This window comes from Pseudomonas sp. LAIL14HWK12:I1, from assembly GCF_003202095.1.
Classification (GTDB): Bacteria; Pseudomonadota; Gammaproteobacteria; order Pseudomonadales; family Pseudomonadaceae; genus Aquipseudomonas; species Aquipseudomonas monteilii.
In genome coordinates this window covers 632,844-652,758 of record NZ_QJKG01000001.1, presented here as the reverse complement: position 1 = coordinate 652,758, position 19,915 = coordinate 632,844, and the positions used below count along the sequence as shown (strand labels likewise).

Here is a 19,915-nt window from a genome sequence, read left to right as displayed (position 1 = left end):
AACCCCTCGTCGTTACATTTGCTGGATGAGTTGGATCCGCTTAAGCCAAGCCTCTTCGGTGTTCGGACGTTCACCTCTGAAGCTCATCGTCGCTACGTCTTCAAAATCTTCCCATGGGATGTCGAGCCGAGAGACCATCAGGTGGTACAGGGAATCCTCAACTGCGACCGACTTGGCCAGCAGCTTGAAAACCTCACCTTCGCGGTCATCCAGCTCAAGCGCATGGCTCAGCCGTATGACAACGTCCTCTGATGGAGCTGCTCGATCTCCTTTCTCCAATCTCCAGATGTACGCGTGATCCAGATCGCCAGCACGTTTCTCCAAGTCACGGAAACTCAGCTCTTTTCGTTCACGCATGGTTGCGATGAACCCAGCCAAATCCATTTTTTTCTCCAACCTCTTGCATTGCCCAAACGGGCGGGAGTAGTCTGTTGCCTAGCCAGACAACAGCTCGCGATTCATGATCCATGATAAGCGGCTTTTTTTTGAAGTCCACTGTTGTCTGGCCGGACAACGACCCTTGGGTCGTTTTTTAAGGACGGTGGTGTTGTCTGCGTAGGCAACAGCTCATTTGGTTCACATAAGAGGATTCTCCCATGAGTCAGTTGAACGATTTTGAGGTTGAGGACGTGGCTGCCGCCGTCTTGGCGGGCCGCGATGTGCGTGATCACGGTCCGTACAAAATCCAGCTCGGCAACGATGCGCTGGAGTACCGGCCATTGGTGATCGCTGACCCTGTTCCAACTGGGCAGCAGGTACTGGAGGCTGCTGAGCTCCGCCCGGTTGACGAATACCTGCTGTTCCAGCTTCTCACCAATGGGCACCTGGAGCTGCTCAGCCCCAGTGAGACGACCGACCTGCGCCAGGCTGGCATTGAGAAGTTCCTGGCATTCAAAAGCGACCGCACCTTCCGTTTCTTCATCGATGGTCAGGCGCAGGACTGGGGGGCTCAACGCATCTCTGGTCGCACCCTGAAGAAACTGGCCGGCGTAGATGCTCAGAAGTACGACATTTTCCTGGTCATCCCGGGGGATGACGATGAGCTGATCGAAGACCGCGACCTGTTCGACCTGGCTCGCCCAGGTGTCGAGAAGTTCGCTGCGGTGGAGATCAACATCAAGGTCTTTGTAAACACGCAGCCGGTGTTCGTCCACTCGCGCAACCTCACCTACTGGGAAGTAGTACGGCTGGCCTACCCAGAAGCTTTGCCAGACCCGAACGCCCACTTCACCGTTACCTTTGCGAAGGGCCACGAAGGCAACTCCGCGACCAACTTGGTCGATGGCCAACACGTCCGTATCAAGAAGGGGATGCACTTCAATGTCACACCAACTGATAAGTCGTAGTCCTCACCTCCTGCGCTTGCGCAACGAAGGGTACAACCTCGACACCAAGGACGGTTACCTCTTGGTTCGGGATGTGCCCTACGTAAATGCCCAGCGCCAGGTGTGCAAAGGCGTGCTGGTCATGGCGCTCAATCTGACCGCTGATGTGGCGGTCAGTCCGAGCGACCATACGGCACACTTCATCGGTGACCTCCCTTGCGATTCGCAAGGGCGTCCCCTCGAGCAAATCATCAACAACAGCAATCCGAATCAGCTGCTGTCTGACTTGCTCGTGAACCACTACTTTTCGGCCAAACCCAAGTCTGGCAACTATGCCGATTACTACGAAAAGGTCTCGATCTACGTTTCGATTCTGAGTGGCCAGGCTCAGGCCATTGATAAGGATGTCACTGCCAAGACCTTTGCACCGTTCCGCTCAGATGCAGAGGAAACGGTTTTCGCCTACACCGATACGGCATCAGCTCGCGCTGGCATCGGAGCGCCTACCGAGAGGTTCAAGGGATTGAAAGTAGCGGTGGTGGGGCTCGGCGGTACCGGCGCCTACATCCTGGATCAGGTTGCTAAAACGCCTGTTGCGGAGATCCATCTGTTCGATGGCGACGTACTTCAGCAGCACAACGCGTTTCGTTACCCTGGGGCTGTTTCCTTTACCGACCTGCAGCGGGGGATGAAGAAGGTCAACTACCTCAAAGAGAAGTACGAGGAGATGCACCGCAACATCACCGCCCACGCGTGCATGATCACTGCCGAGAATGTCGCTGAGCTGGCCGCCTTCGACTACGTGTTCCTCAGTGTCGATAACGCGACGGTGCGCGATCTGGTGGTGAAGGCGCTACGTGGTACGAAAACCTCGCTGCTTGATGTCGGTATGGGGGTTCACCTCGTCGGCGATACACAACAGGTCTGGGGGATGTGCCGTGTCACGACCCTCACGCCAGAACATTATGATCACGCCGAGCGCACCATGCCGCTCACTGAGAACTCCGCAGAGGATGCCTATCGCTCCAACATTCAGATCGCTGACCTGAATGCACTCAATGCGGTACTGGCTATTGGCACCTGGAAGCGGCTCTGTGGGTTTTACGTTGACCAAGTCCAGGCCGATCACTTCACCTACTCGACCAACATTAACGAGATGGGCAACAGCGAGGAGCGCCCATGACCATCAAGAGCCTCACACCTCAGTTTGTTGAGAGCTTCCCGCAGAAGCTGGAGCCCGGTGAGCTATACCTGGCAATGGAATTCGCAACTGCAGCGCACCTGTGTGCCTGTGGTTGCGGCAACAAGGTGATCACGCCGTTCTCGCCAACCGACTGGCAGATGTCATTCGATGGCGAAACGGTGTCGCTCAAGCCTTCCATTGGCAACTGGACGTTCAAGTGTCGCTCGCATTACTGGGTACGGTCGGGCCGCATCGAGTGGGCCGGTGACATGTCCCAGGAAGCGATCAATGCCGGGCGCAAGCGTGATGCCGAAGCGAAAGCACGGCGCCAGTCCTCCAGTCCAGTAGACGATCTGGCTCCTCGGTCTGTGCCATCTCAGCAGCCAGTCGAGGCGCCGTCGCTGATCAGCAAGCTGAAGAAGTGGCTCGGGTTCTGACCCCGTCGACCACCGGCTTACCTATAAAGGAAGAGGGCCCGCAAAGGAGATTTTGGGCCCATCATCCCCTCCAGTCCTTGCTGCCTGAGTGAGCGCGGGAGCTTAAAATCCGCTGCAGCGTGCCTCAGATCTCTCCAAATGGCGCACCATTCTGGTGCTTAAAAAAGTGGAATTTACACTTTAAGTGTATGATTGCCATGTGCCATACTCGGCTCATCCAATGAAAAACGCGCTGCTGAGGCACCTTCGTGCGCGGAGGTTTTAGAGCTGCAACTCCCCCAGCAGGCGAGCGCAGGCCAGGCTTCCATGTGATGCATGCGTGGTGGCCAAGCTACCGTTCGACAGATTTTGAGACTGTTTTTTCGTGAACCTTGGAGCTTCTGCTCGGTCTGTTCTACAGTCGAAAATGCCGCTGGTCGGCTGTCAAAAGGTAGTGCTTGTGAGCTAGCTGAGCGGATTCGATAATCCGCGCCGCCGCCGCAAGCGCCGAGCACCACGTCGCAGTCCAGTGGTCGCGCATTGGAGAGAGGCTGTAGATACAGTGAAAAATACCGACTTGGGGAAGGAAAGTATGGGCCTGGAGCGTCTGTTCGAGGAAACGCGTAAGCGTATGGGAGCCAATCGCGAAGAGCGACTTAAGGCTGCCCGCGTCCGTTCGGAAGAATTCAACCGCCGTGCAGCTGAAGATTTCGCTGCTCAGCAGATGAACCGCGAACTGCTGGGCCGTACCTGCAGCCTCTAAGTCTAACCTTTTCAAGAAAGCAGCCTTCTAGGCTGCTTTTTTTTGCGCGATAACAATGACTCCATACCTCGTTTCCAAATTCGAAAAGGCAACGTTGAGTGCCTTGATCCGTGAGAGCTTCGATGCCGATTTCGCGGACATCTACTCCAAGCCTCAGGTTTCGTACCTGCTGAAATATCTAAAGGAGCTGGGGGCTGAAGGTGTTCTCCTGGAGCCCGAGTACATTGACCGTGAGTTCTTGGAGGACTTCTCGAACTACTACGTCAAGCGCTTTGGCAACGACGGCTACATCTGCTCGCGCCTCCATTTCTTTAAGTGCCGCATCAGCCACAAGGACATGGACGATCTCCTCTTGGGTCGGCCCGGCGCAACGTTGACTGCCGAGTTTCTTCAGGAAAACTACCTGGGCTTCATGGTGATCAAGCCGTTGACCAAGACCTTCGTGGGCAAGACGTGCCTTCGTGTCGTCGGCGAACCCAACCTGGGTGCGGGAGTACGGAAAAAAATCGCTCGTCGCTATGACGTAAGCCTGTTCGGCATTGACCTCTATGTCGACTCGATTGCTTTCCAAGAGCAAGACAAGGTCGTTGCGGCTTGCGCGACCACCGCCGTGTGGACGGCGCTACACGGTTTCCCTGGGCGAGATGTCAGAAGCGTCACTTCCTGCAGCCAGATCACCATGACTGCACTTGACCTTGAGGATAGCTCTGGCAACGGCTTCCCCAACCATGAGCTAAGCAATGAACAGATCCAGCGTGCACTCGATGATGAAGGGCTTCGGTACCACGCAACTCAGCTAAGAGATCGGTCTTCGGATTGGTTCGCTGACTACGTCGCTGCGCATGTCGACAGCAACTTACCTGTCATCCTCACAGGTATGGTTTACGGCATTAATCGTACCCCTGACAAAAAGTGGGATATCGAGGCCCGTGGCGGTCATGCGATTACGCTGCTGGGGTATGACTTCCGGGATGGGGTTCGGTCAATCTATATGCACGATGACCGTCTGGGCCCGTATGCCCGTGCGCAGATCATCACCCTTAAAAAGCTTCTCGGCAGGGACACGCCACCCGGGATGGCTGACAAATGGGTGATTGCGATTTCCAGGCGCAGCGACAACGGCGTTTGGGAGAAAAAGGCTCATGAGTTTCTGTTGCCAGAGGTCTCCATTGCGCTGGCCCCCAAGAAGGCTCGCTTGGCATACACCTATGCCTACAAAACCGCTCAACGGATCAACGTCGAAGTCGATAGGTGGATGAGCACTCTCAGCCGGGTGCTGGGTATCGAAAACCAACCTACTGGCCACACCATCCGCTTGGTCACTGTATCGGAAGCCCGCCAAGGGGTTATAGCGTTCGATGCCACGAGCCAGCTAGGCAACTCGCTGGTGAAGGGTGACTACAAGCTCGAAGTGAACGAGAAAACCGTGGAAAGGTGGGAGCAGGACAAAATTAAGTTTCTGACCAGCCACATCGCTCGGTGGCAGTGGCAGATCGATTTCCTGTGGGGGGATCATAAGACCTTCCGGATACTGCTTGATGCTACTGACATTCCATCAGGCAATGCGATCTCTGGCGTTTTCATCTTTGACCTGATCTATGGCCGGCTCACACTGGGTGCCTTCAACGAAATCATGGCCAAGCTGGATCCACCGGAGCAGCCACATTTCTACAATGCATTCCTGAAAAGCCTGAAGCGGCGTGCAGATGACTACGCTGGCAATCTGCAGAAGAAGTACGGGGGGCTCCGGGCACCGAACTACCTGAAGGATGACGAGGTCTCAGACACTGGCGAAGGTAAGAACCGGACGACGAAGAGCTTCTACGACCCATCCGAAAAACGGCTTCGGACACTCTTCAGTGCGATATCGAAGGACAGGTACCGGAACCTCATCTGGGCAATCGGCAAAGACGGAATTTTCTACGTGGCTGAGGACATCACGCATCCAGTGGTGCTCGGCCATCCAAGCATGACTGGCCTCCAGCCAGCACGGATTGCGGGTGAGATGTGGTGTGAGTTTGATGGCACAAAGCACACTTGGTACGTGAACTCGGAATCCGGTCGATACAGTCGTGACTACAGCACGCCTGATGTCTACCTAGAGAACGCGATCCGGAAAATTTCGTCCATCTTCCCGACGGAAAAGTTCGTTCTTGGAGGGAAGCGTCCACGAGCCGCCATACCTGCGGAAACGTCCGTGGAGGACGATACAAACACTGCTCCTTAGAAAAATCTGGATGGGTGAGTCTCAGGTAGCACCTTCTCGTAGCTAGTAGGTGCTGCTCAAGCCCCAGTGCTTTCCAACACGAGTCACGCATCGGTAGACAAGGGGCTTCAAAGGATTGCTGTCATCCAGCTCACGCGGCCCATGTGCGTTGCCCGCTTAGAGAATCAGGTTGGGCTTTAGACTCGTTGCTACGTCGTGATTAATCCAGCACGAGCCCTGCGAACTGCCCCAGGCTCTGGATGGCCGAGGCGCCCGTGCGATCTAAGTAATGCCCCTCAATGCCAACTGCTCGCGCACCGTCTTGATCACATCGGGCTGAGTCACCTACCATCCAAACCTCAGGCGCAGTTACTCCGACAGATCGCCTCGGCTTGGCGTCAATCATCTCCAGTAGGGCCTTGTAGATACGAGCATCGGGTTTAGCAGCGCCGACTTCAAAGCTGAAGGCCCCGTTCATTACGAAGCAGAGTCGAAGAGCCGAATGAGCAGTTCGCCCGTAGGTGTGCCAGCGTACCGTTCCTGCAGCTCTTGTAGTTTGGCAGAGCGCCGCTCCCCGGACAGCAAACTCAACCCGTGTAGGGCATTAAACAGTTGCTGCGTGCTAGCGATATCGTCAGCTAGATTCAGCCAGGTGGAATTGATCTGCTGAGCACAGAGCTGACCGCACGATGCGGGTGTCAGAGTGCTTCGAAACGCTTACCAAGGTACGAGTGGTCTGTAAGGCCGGCGATTTTGAGAACAGCAGGGCGCGAGGCTGGAGAAGGTACTGAGCAGCACCCTGTAGAAGCTGACGAAGCCGCTGCTCAGTCTACGAAAGCCAACTCGGCTTGCAACGAGGTCGGCACTACAGCTCTCCTGGCGGCTCGGGATGTTCGTTGAGCCGCTGGAGCACGAGCGTCCTCTGCGACATTCACCGAAATTTTCAGACCTGCTAGACCGCCATCTCGCTGCAGATCTGCAAGCTCTGTGCTCAGCTTCGAGATCAAGTCCTTTGCGGGCTGTCCGGAGTCTTCACTCAACGTGAGCGTCAGCAGCGTCAGAGGACTGAGCCCCAACCGCTCACTCACTTGCTCGAGCTTGTCCAGGGTAATGCTCGACTTACCCAGCTCAAGCTTTGAAAGGTATGTGCGGCTGGTGGTGTCGGCAAAATCTCGTTGAGTGATATTGCGTTTGCTACGCAGGGCGCGGAGAACGCTAGCGAACGAGGTTTTGAGCGTCATGCTGCATTCTCAGCAGGTTGGCAACCAATGAGCATCGTCCATTTCCTGGCGGTTGTTCGATAGGAGGCTATGTACTAACCAAGCCTACCACGGCTGGAAAGCGAGCACTCTCAAGCGTATACATGATGAACGCCGGCATGGGCCTTCAATAGGCCGCTATTCGAGGACAAATAGGTGAACGTGGGCGAGTTGATCGAAGAACTGTGCAAGTACGACCCTGACCTACCCGTTTTGGTACCGCGATCTGATTGCTCCGCACTGGAAGACGCTGTGGCGTGTTACCAAGACGTCGTGCGTGAAGGGCGGATTATGGGCTACGAGTCGCTGAGCTGGTTTCCTGGGGAACCTGAAGATCCTGGTACTGAAAAGCACAGGGTGATCGTCATTGACACCTCTCTGCCTCTCCCAACTTGAGTGGAATGACCATGAAGTGGAAGCGGGTGGAGGAACTGCGGGGGGGGGGGGGCGGCATTGCTTCGGTAGCAGTGTTCTGTAAATGCATCTGGAATCGGTCAGCCTATGGGGCACGCTCGACCAACATGGAAGCTTCCCGCTGCGGTACCAGATGAAAGCAGCTAGCGGCAGGTAGAAAAACCGCCATTTAGGCGGTTCAGGGTACTGCTCGGGGTCTCTGGCTCTTCCGGGCGGGCTTTCGGCGTGCCAGTAAAGAGTTCTTTTCCTCAGGGTTGAGGCGTTGGTGCCAGACACATACACAGCAACCCTATCGGTAAAACGACTTCGTACCAACCTTGACTAGGTCGTCGCTACTGAAAAGGCTTGGGCGACCCGTTCTCCAAGGGAGTACAAATGTACTCCGATGCTTAATCAGGTGGACAAACTTTGCATAATGGCTTGCCTAGCCTGGTAATCACAAAGGTCTCGCCTTGCTGGACGAGCTTCATGATCCTACGCCACCGGCGCCGAGCTTGGCTCTTGCTCATGACCAGCTCCATTCAACCCCCCATAGATACAGTCGACCACCAAATTTCTAGTCTGCTTGCCGGCAAGCTTTCTGCAAAGCTCTGCCGCGTTTGAGCAAAGACGCAACGTCTCGCGTAATGTTCCCAAAATGGAACATTAATAGCGGGTTGATGGGTTAATGTCCCCAAATGGGATCATTATGAGTAGCGACGATCTGCCGTTTTTTTGAGAGTACACCAGCTCACAGCTTGGTAGGTGAGCCTCCGGAAACAACGCAAGGTCATGATCATCCCTCTCGTGAACCTAGCGTATGTAACGCGTTTTTTGGAATGTAACGTCGTCGCTGTTACATTCCAAAAAGTACGTTACAACTACCGTTTCTAGGCGGTCATACGACTGGAGCTCGAGTGATTATCCCAAGCGCTCGTTACTTGGCGGCTGGAAGAGTAGTGATAGGCATCAACATCTCGAAATGCCCGCAACCGGAAGGCGGAGCACGGAGCTAGGATGGCGAAGGTGGGAGGATGGAAGGCCATCGGGCCGAGACCTGAAGTGGCTCGGTTTACGATAGCCGTTCCCCTCGGCCACGGCAAAGACTGGAATTGGTGATCAGCCACCACCATTCGCCAAGACCTCCTACCTCCCTATCCGTAAGCTCAGCACATACGCTAGACGCTCCGCCAAAACACCTGTTGTTTACCCGAGCTACTACGATTTCTGAGGTGAGCTTATGGTGCTATTTCCACAGGTCAGACATTCACCAAATTCGATAGGGATTTCGACTCGATCAGGGCTAAAGTTTTTCCGACGATACCCAATAGCGTGCTTCATGTAATGCTGTGATGTTTCAACAGGGTTATGTCCAAATGCTTTCTGGACTCGAGATAAAACACTGTGATAGTCATTCTTGTGAGAGCCAATGAGCTCAAGGGCCTTGTTCAGCATAAGTTTCTTGCTTACTTCGGCGGAAGGTGGTGCGCCAAATAGCTGGTAAATTTCAAGATTCTTGAAATGCCATTTTTCGATCTGACCATTCAGCGCCGCATAGTCGATATTTTGACCGGGGCAAGTGTTGTTGAGTATAGCGTTAATGACGCGAAGGCTTTGCGCTTTGACTTCCTCTAGTGATGCAAATTGAAGTTCATCTTTATCGATGCTCTTGCGGGCGTCATGAAGGTCTACGTAGCCAAGGCACTGGCTCATCAGGTTTTGGGCAGCGGAGAGCTTGAGTTTTTTCTGGCCTGGCCAGTCGCGTTGCAGGCATCTGGCTAAGCGTAAAATACCTTTGCCAGACTCAAAATCAGCAGCAAACAGGGAAATTTGCATGGTCATCCTCCATGGTTCGAAACGGTGTCGGCTGTCCGCAATGACTTATGTCAGATGAGCTGCACAATGCAGGTGATTGACCTGTGAATTACCTATGCGTGCCGACCGCTCGATCCAGGCTGACCGATGGGATAATCCTAGCATGATGAAAGCGGAGGTTGTCCAGCACATATAAAGGGTATGCGAATGGCATCCCTTTAAGTTTGGTTAGGCTCTGAGTCATTGCGCTACTCAGTGGTGGGCCTCTCAGTTAGCAAGGTGTTTTCTAGCGCCGAGCTTTGAGTAATGGTCGCCACAAATTTTCTTGCAAGCGGAGCGCGCCAGGTGTGAGGATGGATACCCGCAGGGCCGAGACCCGCAACGCGGGGCTTGGTTTATGACAGCCGTCCGCGTAAGCGGCACGCAATGACCCGAACTAGCGTTTTGCCAGGAGTCCGGAGGTCAGTAAAATGGATCAAGAAAAACTACGCTATCGAGAAATATCAAGGCGCAAGGCGCTTTGGAGACTAGCCTCCCTTGAGCTTGGCAGTCCTGAGGCAGTTACATTACTGGCGATCCTCGACAACATTTCTATCGAGGAGAGTGGCGACTACAATCAGGACACTCCGTTGACCCTGGAAGAGGTGCGCTGCCGCGTTCCCATCAGCCATCACTCTTCTGGAAAAGAAATCGTTCGAGAGCGTGAAATTCCAGAGCCTTGGCGAGAACGTTTTATACAAGCAAGCATTGGGTCTACACGTTTTGTAGAAGGGTTCTACGCAGAGGGTTGGAACAAGTTTCTATACGAGTGGGATGCCGAAATGCGGTTATTAGATGCCCACAGAACTACGTCATAGGTCTCTATCCCAGGCGTCCATCGCATCCTTAATGTTTCCATGCCACGTCAGGTTTAAGTCCTCCAGCACGCTGGAGACTTGCTTACCTATGTCGACACTCAGCCAGGGCGGCAGATTCTCAAAATCACCGCTGAAAAGGTGGGCACATGCCACGGCATATTTTCCGGTAGTGAGTGATTGTAGGTATACATACTGCACTGATGAGCCGCTTGGTAGGCGGCGCCAAGCTAACTGTTGGATGAAGTCATAGCTATCTGAGTGGTCATGGGTATGGCTTTGCTGCAGAGCACTAATGTTATCTTTTTCAACCTCTGGGGGAGTGCTGTTCTCTCGGTACGGAGTGTTGAGTAGGTGCCTATAATTTTCGCGAGAGGCGATGACGACATCGCGAACTTCTTCAGGGTCGATGGACATTCCGCCATGTTCGTTCACCGACAAGGTCTTGAGGCTATTGACTGCTTCAATGAAGTCTCGCTCCTGATCCTTCTCTCGTTGGGGTCTCTTGTCAGGGAAAAGCCAGTCAGCTATTAATTTCAAAAACATGGATGCGTCCGTCATAGGCATGCTGCACGCAGGCTATCACCTGATCATCCGCCCCGCTAGGGTTTCGGACGCATAGCTGAAGGTGCGACACGCAGCGATAGAAGTCATGAGCCCAAGGAGATGGTCAGAACTGTTTTGCTAACTGCGGGTCTCTATGAGATCTTGTCACCAATGGTGCATGGTCTGTAGTAATGCTTGGGACTAAGGTGCCTTAGGATAATGAGAGCGTCGTAATTTATTAAGGATTAAATAATATGGCTGGCAGCAGCTTTTTCGCTTTGTTGGATGATATCGCGGCACTGCTTGATGACATCTCTTTGATGAGTAAGGTGGCGGCTAAAAAGTCTGCCAGCGTACTGAGTGATGACTTGGCGGTAAATGCTGAGCAAGTTACTGGTATGAAAGCAGATCGCGAACTCCCGGTGATCTGGGCAGTGTTTAAAGGCTCGCTTGTTAATAAGGCGATTTTAGTACCCTGTGCTCTGTTGCTTAGTGCGTTTCTACCTTGGTCAGTAAAGTGGCTTCTAATGGCGGGAGGTATCTACCTGTGCTATGAGGGATTCGAGGCCATCAAGGAGAAGCTGTTTCGAGGCAGTCATGTGTCTAGTACGGGTGATGCCAAGTCTGCGCCTAAAACTAAGGAGGAATTGTCCGCCTACGAAAAACGCAAAATTAAGGGGGCTGTTCGGACGGATTTCATATTGAGTGCGGAAATTACGATTATAACTTTGAATGTTGTATCGTCTGCTCCGTTGTTTCAGCAGGTCGTAACGTTAATTGTTATTTCAGTAGCTATGACTGTTGGTGTTTATGGTCTGGTTGCAGGGATTGTCAGGCTAGATGATGCCGGCCTCGCTTTGCTCAAATCTAAGTCTGAAGGCGGCCTTGGAACGTTTCTGAGAAAAATTGGCGGCGTGTTGGTAGCGTCAGCTCCAGTTCTTATGAAGGCGTTGTCGTGGATTGGAACCGTCGCAATGTTCCTGGTTGGTGGCACCTTTGTGGCTGAGGGCATTCATCCAATTGAGCAGCTTATTGAAACTACTGTGATCTCGCTTGGAGGCTGGGTGGCTGTTGCTAAGATGGGAGCCTATGGTGTCGTTGGAGCTTTAGCTGGGATGATCACCGCAACTGCGATGGGGACAATTTCGCGGGTTGTGAATGTAACCAAGAAGAATTGATGCCTCAGGCCGTTGGATAGCACCTCCGTCAATTTATTGGAAATCTACCGGTAGCGGTAGCGGTAGCGGTGGCGCTGGTGGGGGCTTTCCTTCAGCCTCTCGGGTGGTTCGTTCACGATAGAGCGAGCTTGTGTTGTGCAGAAACAGGTGATGCACAAGCCTACTTAGCGCGTATAGGCCAAGTGGTTCACCGCATTGTGCAAAAAGGTGGTGGTTAAAAAATTCTCTCGGCGGAGATCATCGCCATCACCCTGGGCACCGTGGCCGATGCGCCGCTGACCCAGCAGATCATCGTGCTGTCGGGCATTGCCATTGTCATGACCATCGGCGTTTACGGGCTGGTAGGCGGTATCGTCAAGCTGGATGACCTGGGGCTGTGGATGACCCGGAAGACCTCGCGGCTTGTGCAGGTGGTGGGTAACGGCATTCTGCGGGCGGCGCCGTACATGATGAAGAGCCTGTCGGTGATTGGCACGGCGGCGATGTTTCTGGTGGGCGGTGGCATTCTGGTGCATGGCATCGCGCCCCTGCATCACACCATCGAGGCGTTCAGCGAGGGGCGCGGTGGGTCGCTGACCGGGGCGCTGCTCAACGGTGTGGCCGGGGTGGTGGCCGGTGCCGTGGTGCTGGCGGTGGTAGCGGTTGTCGGCAAATTGTGGCGGGCGGTTCGGCCTGCCACATAACATTGCATTGGGCCGCAGAGCGGCCCCTGACTCAAATCAGAAGTGAACCTTGACCAGGAAACTCATGGTGTTCTGGTCAGTGGTGAACGCATCGCTGTCCTTGATGCCGTACTTGTTCTTCCAGTAGTCGTACTCCACACCCACGTACAACTGCTTCTCACCCAGGTGCAATGCCTTGCCCAGGTCGTACTTGATCTGCGGGTTGAAGTGCAGGTTGGCCTGGTAGGTGCCGCGACGGTTCTCGTCGTTGTCCACCACCCAGTCCATGAAGCCGTCGATCAGCACGTCGGAATCGCCGACCGGGATGGTGTACGACCACACCGGGGTGATCTGCCACACATTGTCGCCGGCGCGGCTGCCGTCGGTGGTGCGGTTGTAGAAGTTCAGCTGGAAGTAGTCGAAGCCCGGGATGGCCAGGTCGAAGCCCGGGCCGATCAGGTACGACTCGGTGTCACCCTCGCCAAACTCGTAGGTCATGGCCAGCAGCACGTCCTTGACCGGGCCGAACTCCAGCTTCTGGTCAAAAATCTTGTTGAACGACAGGCGTGGGCTGATCTCACCGTAATAGGTATTCGGGCCGTTGCCGGCGTCCTTCTGGCCCTGGTAGAAAATCTTGTCAACGAAGATGAAGTTGTCGCCGTACTTCCAACCATCGGCATGCTCGAAGGTGACGGTTTGCTGGATCGCCGGGTTGACCTTGAAGTTCTTGCCCCACAGGTAGGTCAGGCTGTTGTTCTGCCATTGCAGCAGGTCGCCGCCGAAGGTGGTGCCACAGGCCAGCAGGCCGCCGGCGAGGATCAGGCTGTTGATGGTACGCATTGAAAGTGTCGCTCCCTTGATTGATCTGTTGTCAGCGCTCGTTATTGGCGCTTTTTGTCTTTTGAGTCAGCTTTTTTCGATAGGCCACAGCTGTTTGGCAAGGGTTGGGCCAACTTTCCTGGGTTGGCAAAACCTTCCTGCTCGACTTCGTTCTGAACGGATGAAAAGGGTCTTTCAGGCTGGCAACACGTTGGCCAACCGCCCGTATTCATTGACTGAGCGGTCAGTAAACGCAGGCAGAATCCGTTCTGCCCTGATCGAGGGGGCGCGCAGATTACTGGCTTGCGCGCCGCGTCTCAAGTGCTCCGTCCTGGAGCGGGGTGGTACAAACTTGTGCGTTTGGTCAGTTTTCTAGAAGTGCACTTTGATCAGCGCACTGGCGACACTCTGGTTGCTGTCCAGGTTGCCGCGGCTGTCGATGCCGTACTTGTCCTTCCAGTAGCTGTACTCAAAGCCCACGTACAGCTGCTTGGCGCCCAGGTTCAGCGCTTTGCCCAGGTCGTACTTCACCTGCGGGTTGAAGTGCAGGTTGGCGTGGTAGGTGCCACGGCGGGTCTGGTCGTTGTCGGTGACCCAGTCCATGTAGCCGTCGATCAGAATGTCGGACCTGCCCACGGGGAGGGTGTACGACCAGCCGGGGGTGATCTGCCAGACGTTGTCACCCGGGCGGCTGCCCTCGGTGTTGCGCACGTAGAAATTCAGGGTGAAATAGTTGAAGCCGGGGATGTTCAGGTCGAAACCAGGGCCGATCAGGTAGGCCTCGTTGTCGCCTTCGCCGCGCTCGTAGGTCATGGCCAGCAGAACGTCCTTGATCGGGCCGAAAGCCAGCTTCTTGTCAAAGATCTTGCCGAATGACAGGCGTGGGCTGAACTCGCCGTAGTAGGTGGTCACGCCTTTACTGGCGTCGGCTTTGCCGTTGTAGAAGATTTTGTCGACGAACATGAAGGTGTCGCCGTACTTCCATTTGTTGGCGTGCTCGAAGGTGATGGTCTGCTGGATATCAGGGTTGACCTTGAAGTCCTTGCCGTACAGGTAGGTCAGGCTTTCGCCATGCCATTGCAGCCATTCGCCTGCATGCGAGGGGACGGTGGCCAGCAGGCTGCTGCCCAGCAGCAGGGACGTGGTGATGCGCTTCATGTTGTGATTCCCGGACTTATTGTTTTTGTTGGCGGTTTTTTTGGCGCGCAGGCGCCCCGGGCGGCCCATTCCGGCGGGCCGACGGTGTTGCGTTTACTGCTTATATGAATGCGGGGCGGCCATGCGCCGCCCCGTCTGGCTCAATGCTGGTGACAAGCGTCGTTGTGCACCGCGCGTTCGGCGCCACCGAGGATGTTGAACAGTACGTTCAACACCAGGGCACTGACCGTGGCCATGGCGATACCACTGTGGGTGATGGGTTCCATCCACTGTGGCATCTGGGCGAAGAACTCCGGACGCACCACGGGGATCAGCCCGAAGCCGACGCTCACCGCCACCAGCAGCTGGTTGCGGCGGTCGCCGATGTCCGCTTCCTGAAGAATCTTGATCCCGGTGGCGGTCACCATGCCGAACATGGCAATGGAGGCGCCGCCCAGCACCGCAGGCGGGATCGAGGCAATCAGGAAGGCCGCCTTCGGCAGCAGGCTGAGCACAATCAGCAGTGCACCGGCCACGATGGTGACAAAGCGGCAGCGCACCCCGGTCATTTGCACCAGGCCGATGTTCTGGGCGAACGATGAGTGGGTGAAGGTGTTGAAGAAGCCGGCGATGAACGATGCACCGGCATCGCACAGCAGGCCGCGCCGCAGCATCCCTGGGGTGACTTCGCGATCGGTCACCTTGCCCAGGGCCAGGAACATGCCCGTGGACTCGACGAAGATGATCACCACCACCAGGCACATGGACAGGATCGGCGCCAGGCTGAAGGTCGGCATGCCGAAGTGCAGTGGGGTGACCACCTGCAACCACGGTGCGTCTTTCAGGCCCGACAAGTCGACCATGCCGATGGAACCGGCCAGGATGTAGCCAAGGCCCATGCCCACCAGTACCGACACGTTGACCCAGAACCCACGCATGAAGCGGTTGATCAGCAGGATGACCGCCAGCACCAGGCCAGCTACCAGCAGGTAGATCGGCGAGCCGAAGGTTTCTGCTTCATGGCCGCCACCGGCCCAGTTGACCGCCACCGGGAACAGCGACAGGCCAATCGAGGTTATCACCGTACCGGTGACCAGCGGCGGGAAGAAGCGCACGACCTTGGACATGAACGGCGCGATCAGCATGCCGAAGAACCCGGCAGCGATGGTCGCGCCGAAGATCCCCTGCAGGCCCACGCCGGGCATGCCGGCCATGGCCACCATGCTGCCGACGGCAGCGAAGCTGGCCCCCATCATCACCGGCATGCGGATGCCCACCGGGCCGATACCGAACGACTGGATGATGGTGGCGACGCCAGCGACCAGCAGGTCGGCGTTGATCAGGAAAGCGACTTCTTCACGGGACAACCCGGCGGCCTGGCCGATGATCAGCGGCACGGCGATGGCGCCACCGTACATCAGCAGAACGTGTTGCAGGCCAACCAGGATCAGTTGGAACAGGGGCAAGGGCTCGCGCGGCGGCGCAATGGGGATGTACGCCTTGCGTGACTCGGACATGCAGCACCTCGAGTTTTGTTTTTATTCTCGGATCCAAGCGGCAGGCTCCAGGCGGCAAGCTTCACGTAGAAGCTTGTTGATCCGCGTTGGAGCCTGACGCTCGATGCTTGCTTGTTACCTACGACTTACAGCTTGAGGCTTGAAGCTTGCGGCTTCGATCAGTTGACCGGGGCACCTTTGGCGATCCAGTCACCGACGAGCTTGCGCTCTTCGGTGGTCATCTGGGTGATGTTGCCCAGCGGCATGATCTGGCTGGCGACCGCTTGCGCCTGGATGCGCGCGGCCTGTGCCTGGATCTGCTGCGGGGTGTCGAACATCACACCGGCAGGGGCGGCGCTGAACAGTGGGCTGGTCGGCTTGGACGAGTGGCACACGGTGCAGCGTTCCTGGATGACGTTGTGGATCTTGTCGAAGCTGTCGCCGCCAGCCTGGGCAGTCGCCTGGGCAGGTGCTTCAGCCGGTGCTTCGGCAGGCTTGGCCGCTTCCTCGGCACGCAGTTCGGCGGCGGTCTTGCCGCCTACGGCAGTAGCCGGCAATGGCTGGTACTCGACTTTCGCTGCGGCTTGCTCAGGCGAAACAGCCATCGGCTTAGGGCCGGTGACGTAGGCCAGGCAGATCATTGCCAGGGCGCCGACCGGCAGGGTCCAGGCGTACTTGTTGCTGTCGTGGCGGGTGTTGAAGTAGTGGCGGATCAGAACCGCGGCTACTGCAATGCCGGCCAGGATCAGCCAGTTGTACTGGCTACCGTAGGTGCTCGGGAAGTGGTTGCTGATCATGATGAACAGCACCGGCAGGGTGAAGTAGTTGTTGTGACGCGAACGCAGCAGGCCCTTGGCCGGCAATACCGGGTCGGGCGTCTGGTTGTTCTCGATCGCCGCCACCAGCTGGCGCTGGGCCGGCATGATGATGCGGAACACGTTACCCACCATGATGGTGCCGATGATCGCGCCGGTGTGCAGGTACGCACCACGGCCGCTGAACACCAGGCTGAAGCCCCAGCACGCGGCGATGATCAGCACGAACAGTACAGCACCGAGCAGCGCTGGCTTCTTGCCCAGGGGCGAGTCGCACAGGAAGTCGTAGATGAACCAGCCGGCGATCAGTGAGCCGATCCCGATGGCCACGCCTTCGGCACCGCTCAGGGTGCTGCCAGGGGCCAGCAGGTACAGGGTCGGGTTCCAGTAGAACACCACGCACAGCAGGGCGATACCGGACATCCAGGTGAAGTAGGCTTCCCATTTGAACCAGTGCAGGTTCTCGGGCATTTTCGGGGGTGCGAGCTTGTATTTCTCCAGGTGGTAGATACCACCGCCGTGAATCGCCCAGAGATCACCCGACAACCCATCGCGCGGGTTGCTTCGGTTCAGGTGGTTCTCCAGCCAGACGAAGTAGAACGATGCACCGATCCAGGCGACACCGGTGATCATGTGAACCCAGCGAATGCTCAGGTTCAGCCATTCGTGAAGGTGTGCTTCCACAGTATGTACCTCTGCCGATCACCGTGAACGATGACCGACCTTTTCTTATTGGTGGGGATTGAGGATCAGCATCTGTTCCTCGGTGAAGTAATGCTCATCGCAGTTGTTGCCAGAACCGCTGCGATCAACCACCAGGAAATCATCCCGCTTTTCGATCGTCAGCACCGGGTGGTGCCAGACGCCGCGATGGTAATTAACGCCCTGCCTGCCATTACTGCGGAAGGCCCGGACCAAGCCTGATACAGGTGCATCGCCAACGGGCGCGACCACGATCAGAAAGGGGTTGCCGAGCAGCGGGATGAAAGCCTGGCTGCCCAGCGGATGGCGTTCCAGCATGCGTACGGTCAGCGGCATGTCCAGCGCGTCGGCGCGGAAGATGCTGATGATCGCCTTGTCTTCAGGCTCGGCGGTTTCGACCGTGGCGAGCTTGTGAAAGCGCATGGTCGAGCCGTTGTTGATCATGAAGTGGTCGCTGCCGTCGGTTTCGATCACGTCACCGAAGGGGGCGAAGGCTTCTTTGGTCAGGGGCTCGATCATCAGGGTGCGCATGCGGGTCTCTCTTATCTATTCGTTGTACTGAAAAAGGTTCGGCTGTTGCTTACAGCTGCAGCAGGCGGAACAGGGCGATCAGGTTGATCTGCGCCAGGGCTTCCTTGAACTCGGCATCGGCATCGTTGTGGATGCGCTTCTCGAAGGCGGCGAGGATCTGGTGCCGGTTGCTGCCCTTCACCGCCATGATGAACGGGAACTGGAACTTGGCCTTGTAGGCGTCGTTCAGCTCTGTGAAGCGGGCGAACTCTTCAGCGGTGCACTGGTGAATGCCGGCGCCGGCCTGTTCGTTGGTGCTCGATTCGGTCAGTTCGCCCTGGATGGCGGCCTTGCCGGCCAGGTCCGGGTGAGCGTTGATCAGTGCCAACTGGTCGGCGTGGTTGGCGCTGAGCAGGATGTCGCTCATGCGTTGGTGCAGGGCTTCGATTTCGTCCAGCTCGCCCAGTTGGCCCAGGTCATAGGCCTTTTCGGCCACCCACGGCGAATGCTCGTAGATGTCGGCGAAGGCGCTGACGAAGGCGTCACGGCCCAGGGCGGATGGCTTGAGGGTGTTGAAGGCGGTCATCAGGCGTTCTCTTTCTTGTACGGGTGGGTGGTGTGCCAGTGGCGGGCGATGTCCACGCGACGGGCGAACCAGACCTGGTCATGGCTTTTGGCGTAATCGACGAAGCGCTTCAGGGCGGCCAGGCGCGCCGGGCGGCCGACCAGGCGGCAGTGCAGGCCGATGGACAGCATCTTCGGTGCTTCGGCGCCTTCGGCGTACAGCACATCGAAGGCGTCTTTCAGGTACTGGAAGAACTGCTCGCCGCAGTTGAAACCCTGTACCTGGGTGAAGCGCATGTCGTTGGTGTCCAGGGTGTAGGGGATCACCAGGTGCGGCTTGCCGGTAGGGGTGTTCGGCTCCCAGTAGGGCAGGTCGTCGTCGTAGGTGTCGCTGTCATACAGGAAGCCACCTTCTTCCATCACCAGGCGGCGGGTGTTCGGGCCGGTGCGGCCGGTGTACCAGCCCAGCGGGCGTTCGCCGGTGAGTTCGGTGAGGATGCGGATGGCTTCGAGCATGTGCTCGCGCTCCTGGGCCTCGTCCATGTTCTGGTAGTCGATCCAGCGGTAGCCGTGGCTGCAGATTTCGTGGCCAGCCTCGACCATGGCGCGGATCACGTCGGGGTGGCGCTGGGCGGCCATGGCCACGGCGAAGATGGTGAGCGGGACGCCGCTGTCCTTGAACAGCTTCAGCAGGCGCCACACGCCGGCACGGCTGCCGTATTCGTACAGCGATTCCATGCTCATGTTACGCGCGCCCTGCAGTGGCTGGGCGGCTACCATTTCGGACAGGAAGGCCTCGGACTCCTTGTCACCGTGCAGGATGTTGCGTTCGCCGCCTTCTTCGTAGTTGAGGACGAAAGACAGCGCGATGCGAGCGTTGCCCGGCCATTGCGGGTGAGGAGGGTTGTTGCCGTAACCGATCAGGTCGCGAGGGTAGTCAGCGCTCACTGCAGTCTTCCTTCTTGTGCGTTTGTGCGGGGGGTGGGCGGGCCGCGTCGGGATGTCGCACCACCGGATGGGCTGATTGTATACAACTTCTGAAATCTTTTGTAAGCCTGTTTTTCCGCATTTCTTCCCTTATGTCGCTTCGCAGCGACCTGGAAATACAGTGCAAGAAACCTGCCTGATCGGTCAGCTAATGACATTGGGGTCGTTACAGTGCCTGTATTTGCGACCGATGGGTCGTTTATAGGCAGGAAACGCCGGGTACGACGGATGGGTACAAAAAATTGTGTACAATTTTGCGATGGAATGTCTTAATGGCGTCATTCC

19 protein-coding genes and 1 pseudogene are annotated in these 19,915 nt (G+C 56.5%); 8 read left to right on the top strand and 12 right to left on the bottom strand.

The annotated features are described in order from the left end of the window. Positions 1 to 12 precede the first annotated feature (12 nt). The gene (locus D906_RS02855) at positions 13 to 384 is read right to left on the bottom strand and encodes a helix-turn-helix transcriptional regulator (RefSeq protein WP_027615242.1); all 372 of its coding nucleotides are present in this window, start codon (positions 382 to 384) and stop codon (positions 13 to 15) included. Positions 385 to 596: 212 nt separating this feature from the next. On the opposite strand from D906_RS02855, the gene D906_RS02850 reads away from it, so the two are divergent. From D906_RS02850 to D906_RS02835, 5 genes are all read left to right on the top strand, one after another. Beyond that, positions 597 to 1,346, top strand: a complete 750-nt coding sequence (locus D906_RS02850) for a multiubiquitin domain-containing protein (RefSeq protein ID WP_027615241.1) — start codon at positions 597 to 599, stop codon at positions 1,344 to 1,346. Beyond that, the gene (locus D906_RS02845) at positions 1,321 to 2,508 is read left to right on the top strand and encodes a ThiF family adenylyltransferase (RefSeq protein WP_027615240.1); all 1,188 of its coding nucleotides are present in this window, start codon (positions 1,321 to 1,323) and stop codon (positions 2,506 to 2,508) included. The genes D906_RS02850 and D906_RS02845 overlap by 26 nt, the downstream gene beginning before the upstream one ends. Then, positions 2,505 to 2,945 (top strand): DUF6527 family protein, encoded by a 441-nt coding sequence (locus D906_RS02840; protein ID WP_027615239.1) that lies wholly within the window; start codon positions 2,505 to 2,507, stop codon positions 2,943 to 2,945. The genes D906_RS02845 and D906_RS02840 overlap by 4 nt, the downstream gene beginning before the upstream one ends. Positions 2,946 to 3,516: 571 nt before the next feature. After that, the gene (locus D906_RS26430; protein ID WP_155953452.1) at positions 3,517 to 3,687 is read left to right on the top strand and encodes a hypothetical protein; all 171 of its coding nucleotides are present in this window, start codon (positions 3,517 to 3,519) and stop codon (positions 3,685 to 3,687) included. A 55-nt stretch (positions 3,688 to 3,742) separates the two neighbouring features. Continuing rightward, entirely contained in the window at positions 3,743 to 5,914 is a 2,172-nt protein-coding gene (locus D906_RS02835) for a hypothetical protein (protein WP_050591011.1), read from the top strand. Between the two features lie 199 nt (positions 5,915 to 6,113). Here the strand turns inward: D906_RS02835 and D906_RS26965 are convergent, their stop codons facing one another. The 3 genes from D906_RS26965 to D906_RS02820 all read right to left on the bottom strand — a co-directional run bounded on the left by D906_RS26965 (position 6,114) and on the right by D906_RS02820 (position 9,381). Next, positions 6,114 to 6,371 (bottom strand): HAD hydrolase-like protein, encoded by a 258-nt coding sequence (locus D906_RS26965; RefSeq protein ID WP_033694619.1) that lies wholly within the window; start codon positions 6,369 to 6,371, stop codon positions 6,114 to 6,116. Between the two features lie 346 nt (positions 6,372 to 6,717). After that, on the bottom strand, positions 6,718 to 7,134 hold the full coding sequence (locus tag D906_RS02825) for a helix-turn-helix domain-containing protein (protein ID WP_027615238.1): 417 nt from the start codon (positions 7,132 to 7,134) through the stop codon (positions 6,718 to 6,720). Positions 7,135 to 8,763: 1,629 nt separating this feature from the next. After that, on the bottom strand, positions 8,764 to 9,381 hold the full coding sequence (locus D906_RS02820) for a hypothetical protein (protein WP_027615237.1): 618 nt from the start codon (positions 9,379 to 9,381) through the stop codon (positions 8,764 to 8,766). Positions 9,382 to 9,830: 449 nt separating this feature from the next. Here D906_RS02820 and D906_RS02815 point away from each other — a divergent pair, with 449 nt between their 5' ends. Next, the gene (locus D906_RS02815; protein WP_081741858.1) at positions 9,831 to 10,217 is read left to right on the top strand and encodes a hypothetical protein; all 387 of its coding nucleotides are present in this window, start codon (positions 9,831 to 9,833) and stop codon (positions 10,215 to 10,217) included. On the opposite strand, the gene D906_RS02810 is transcribed toward D906_RS02815, so the two are convergent. Further along, positions 10,212 to 10,760, bottom strand: a complete 549-nt coding sequence (locus D906_RS02810) for a hypothetical protein (RefSeq protein WP_027615236.1) — start codon at positions 10,758 to 10,760, stop codon at positions 10,212 to 10,214. The genes D906_RS02815 and D906_RS02810 overlap by 6 nt on opposite strands. A gap of 254 nt (positions 10,761 to 11,014) precedes the next feature. Here D906_RS02810 and D906_RS02805 point away from each other — a divergent pair, with 254 nt between their 5' ends. Both D906_RS02805 and D906_RS02800 read left to right on the top strand, forming a co-directional pair. Continuing rightward, entirely contained in the window at positions 11,015 to 11,938 is a 924-nt protein-coding gene (locus D906_RS02805) for a DUF808 domain-containing protein (protein ID WP_027615235.1), read from the top strand. Between the two features lie 221 nt (positions 11,939 to 12,159). Beyond that, positions 12,160 to 12,621 (top strand): annotated as a pseudogene (locus D906_RS02800) (DUF808 family protein); the annotation flags it as partial. Positions 12,622 to 12,657: 36 nt separating this feature from the next. On the opposite strand, the gene D906_RS02795 reads toward D906_RS02800, so the two are convergent. From D906_RS02795 to puuE, 7 genes are all read right to left on the bottom strand, one after another. Then, positions 12,658 to 13,440 (bottom strand): outer membrane protein OmpK, encoded by a 783-nt coding sequence (locus D906_RS02795; protein ID WP_016711733.1) that lies wholly within the window; start codon positions 13,438 to 13,440, stop codon positions 12,658 to 12,660. A 351-nt stretch (positions 13,441 to 13,791) separates the two neighbouring features. Beyond that, positions 13,792 to 14,577, bottom strand: a complete 786-nt coding sequence (locus D906_RS02790) for an outer membrane protein OmpK (RefSeq protein WP_026020506.1) — start codon at positions 14,575 to 14,577, stop codon at positions 13,792 to 13,794. A gap of 140 nt (positions 14,578 to 14,717) precedes the next feature. Continuing rightward, the gene (locus D906_RS02785) at positions 14,718 to 16,073 is read right to left on the bottom strand and encodes a nucleobase:cation symporter-2 family protein (protein ID WP_016711731.1); all 1,356 of its coding nucleotides are present in this window, start codon (positions 16,071 to 16,073) and stop codon (positions 14,718 to 14,720) included. A gap of 158 nt (positions 16,074 to 16,231) precedes the next feature. Beyond that, positions 16,232 to 17,551 carry a urate hydroxylase PuuD gene (locus D906_RS02780; RefSeq protein ID WP_019099538.1) on the bottom strand — a complete coding sequence of 440 codons (1,320 nt, stop codon included), beginning with the start codon at positions 17,549 to 17,551 and terminating at the stop codon, positions 16,232 to 16,234. Between the two features lie 45 nt (positions 17,552 to 17,596). Further along, complete coding sequence (locus D906_RS02775) at positions 17,597 to 18,100, bottom strand: ureidoglycolate lyase (protein WP_012315446.1); 504 nt, start codon at positions 18,098 to 18,100, stop codon at positions 17,597 to 17,599. Positions 18,101 to 18,149: 49 nt separating this feature from the next. Next, a complete protein-coding gene (uraD, locus tag D906_RS02770; RefSeq protein ID WP_019099539.1) occupies positions 18,150 to 18,665 on the bottom strand; it encodes a 2-oxo-4-hydroxy-4-carboxy-5-ureidoimidazoline decarboxylase in 516 nt (171 codons plus the stop codon). Next, on the bottom strand, positions 18,665 to 19,591 hold the full coding sequence (gene puuE, locus D906_RS02765) for an allantoinase PuuE (RefSeq protein ID WP_016711728.1): 927 nt from the start codon (positions 19,589 to 19,591) through the stop codon (positions 18,665 to 18,667). The genes uraD and puuE overlap by 1 nt, the downstream gene beginning before the upstream one ends. Positions 19,592 to 19,915: the final 324 nt, after the last annotated feature.

Bases quoted from the DNA above. Each gene is read 5' to 3' on its own strand.
- D906_RS02855 (WP_027615242.1), bottom strand. From the start codon at position 384: ATGGATTTGGCTGGGTTCATCGCAACCATGCGTGAACGAAAAGAGCTG.
- D906_RS02850 (WP_027615241.1), top strand. From the start codon at position 597: ATGAGTCAGTTGAACGATTTTGAGGTTGAGGACGTGGCTGCCGCCGTC.
- D906_RS02845 (WP_027615240.1), top strand. From the start codon at position 1,321: ATGTCACACCAACTGATAAGTCGTAGTCCTCACCTCCTGCGCTTGCGC.
- D906_RS02840 (WP_027615239.1), top strand. From the start codon at position 2,505: ATGACCATCAAGAGCCTCACACCTCAGTTTGTTGAGAGCTTCCCGCAG.
- D906_RS26430 (WP_155953452.1), top strand. From the start codon at position 3,517: ATGGGCCTGGAGCGTCTGTTCGAGGAAACGCGTAAGCGTATGGGAGCC.
- D906_RS02835 (WP_050591011.1), top strand. From the start codon at position 3,743: ATGACTCCATACCTCGTTTCCAAATTCGAAAAGGCAACGTTGAGTGCC.
- D906_RS26965 (WP_033694619.1), bottom strand. From the start codon at position 6,371: ATGAACGGGGCCTTCAGCTTTGAAGTCGGCGCTGCTAAACCCGATGCT.
- D906_RS02825 (WP_027615238.1), bottom strand. From the start codon at position 7,134: ATGACGCTCAAAACCTCGTTCGCTAGCGTTCTCCGCGCCCTGCGTAGC.
- D906_RS02820 (WP_027615237.1), bottom strand. From the start codon at position 9,381: ATGCAAATTTCCCTGTTTGCTGCTGATTTTGAGTCTGGCAAAGGTATT.
- D906_RS02815 (WP_081741858.1), top strand. From the start codon at position 9,831: ATGGATCAAGAAAAACTACGCTATCGAGAAATATCAAGGCGCAAGGCG.
- D906_RS02810 (WP_027615236.1), bottom strand. From the start codon at position 10,760: ATGTTTTTGAAATTAATAGCTGACTGGCTTTTCCCTGACAAGAGACCC.
- D906_RS02805 (WP_027615235.1), top strand. From the start codon at position 11,015: ATGGCTGGCAGCAGCTTTTTCGCTTTGTTGGATGATATCGCGGCACTG.
- D906_RS02795 (WP_016711733.1), bottom strand. From the start codon at position 13,440: ATGCGTACCATCAACAGCCTGATCCTCGCCGGCGGCCTGCTGGCCTGT.
- D906_RS02790 (WP_026020506.1), bottom strand. From the start codon at position 14,577: ATGAAGCGCATCACCACGTCCCTGCTGCTGGGCAGCAGCCTGCTGGCC.
- D906_RS02785 (WP_016711731.1), bottom strand. From the start codon at position 16,073: ATGTCCGAGTCACGCAAGGCGTACATCCCCATTGCGCCGCCGCGCGAG.
- D906_RS02775 (WP_012315446.1), bottom strand. From the start codon at position 18,100: ATGCGCACCCTGATGATCGAGCCCCTGACCAAAGAAGCCTTCGCCCCC.
- uraD (WP_019099539.1), bottom strand. From the start codon at position 18,665: ATGACCGCCTTCAACACCCTCAAGCCATCCGCCCTGGGCCGTGACGCC.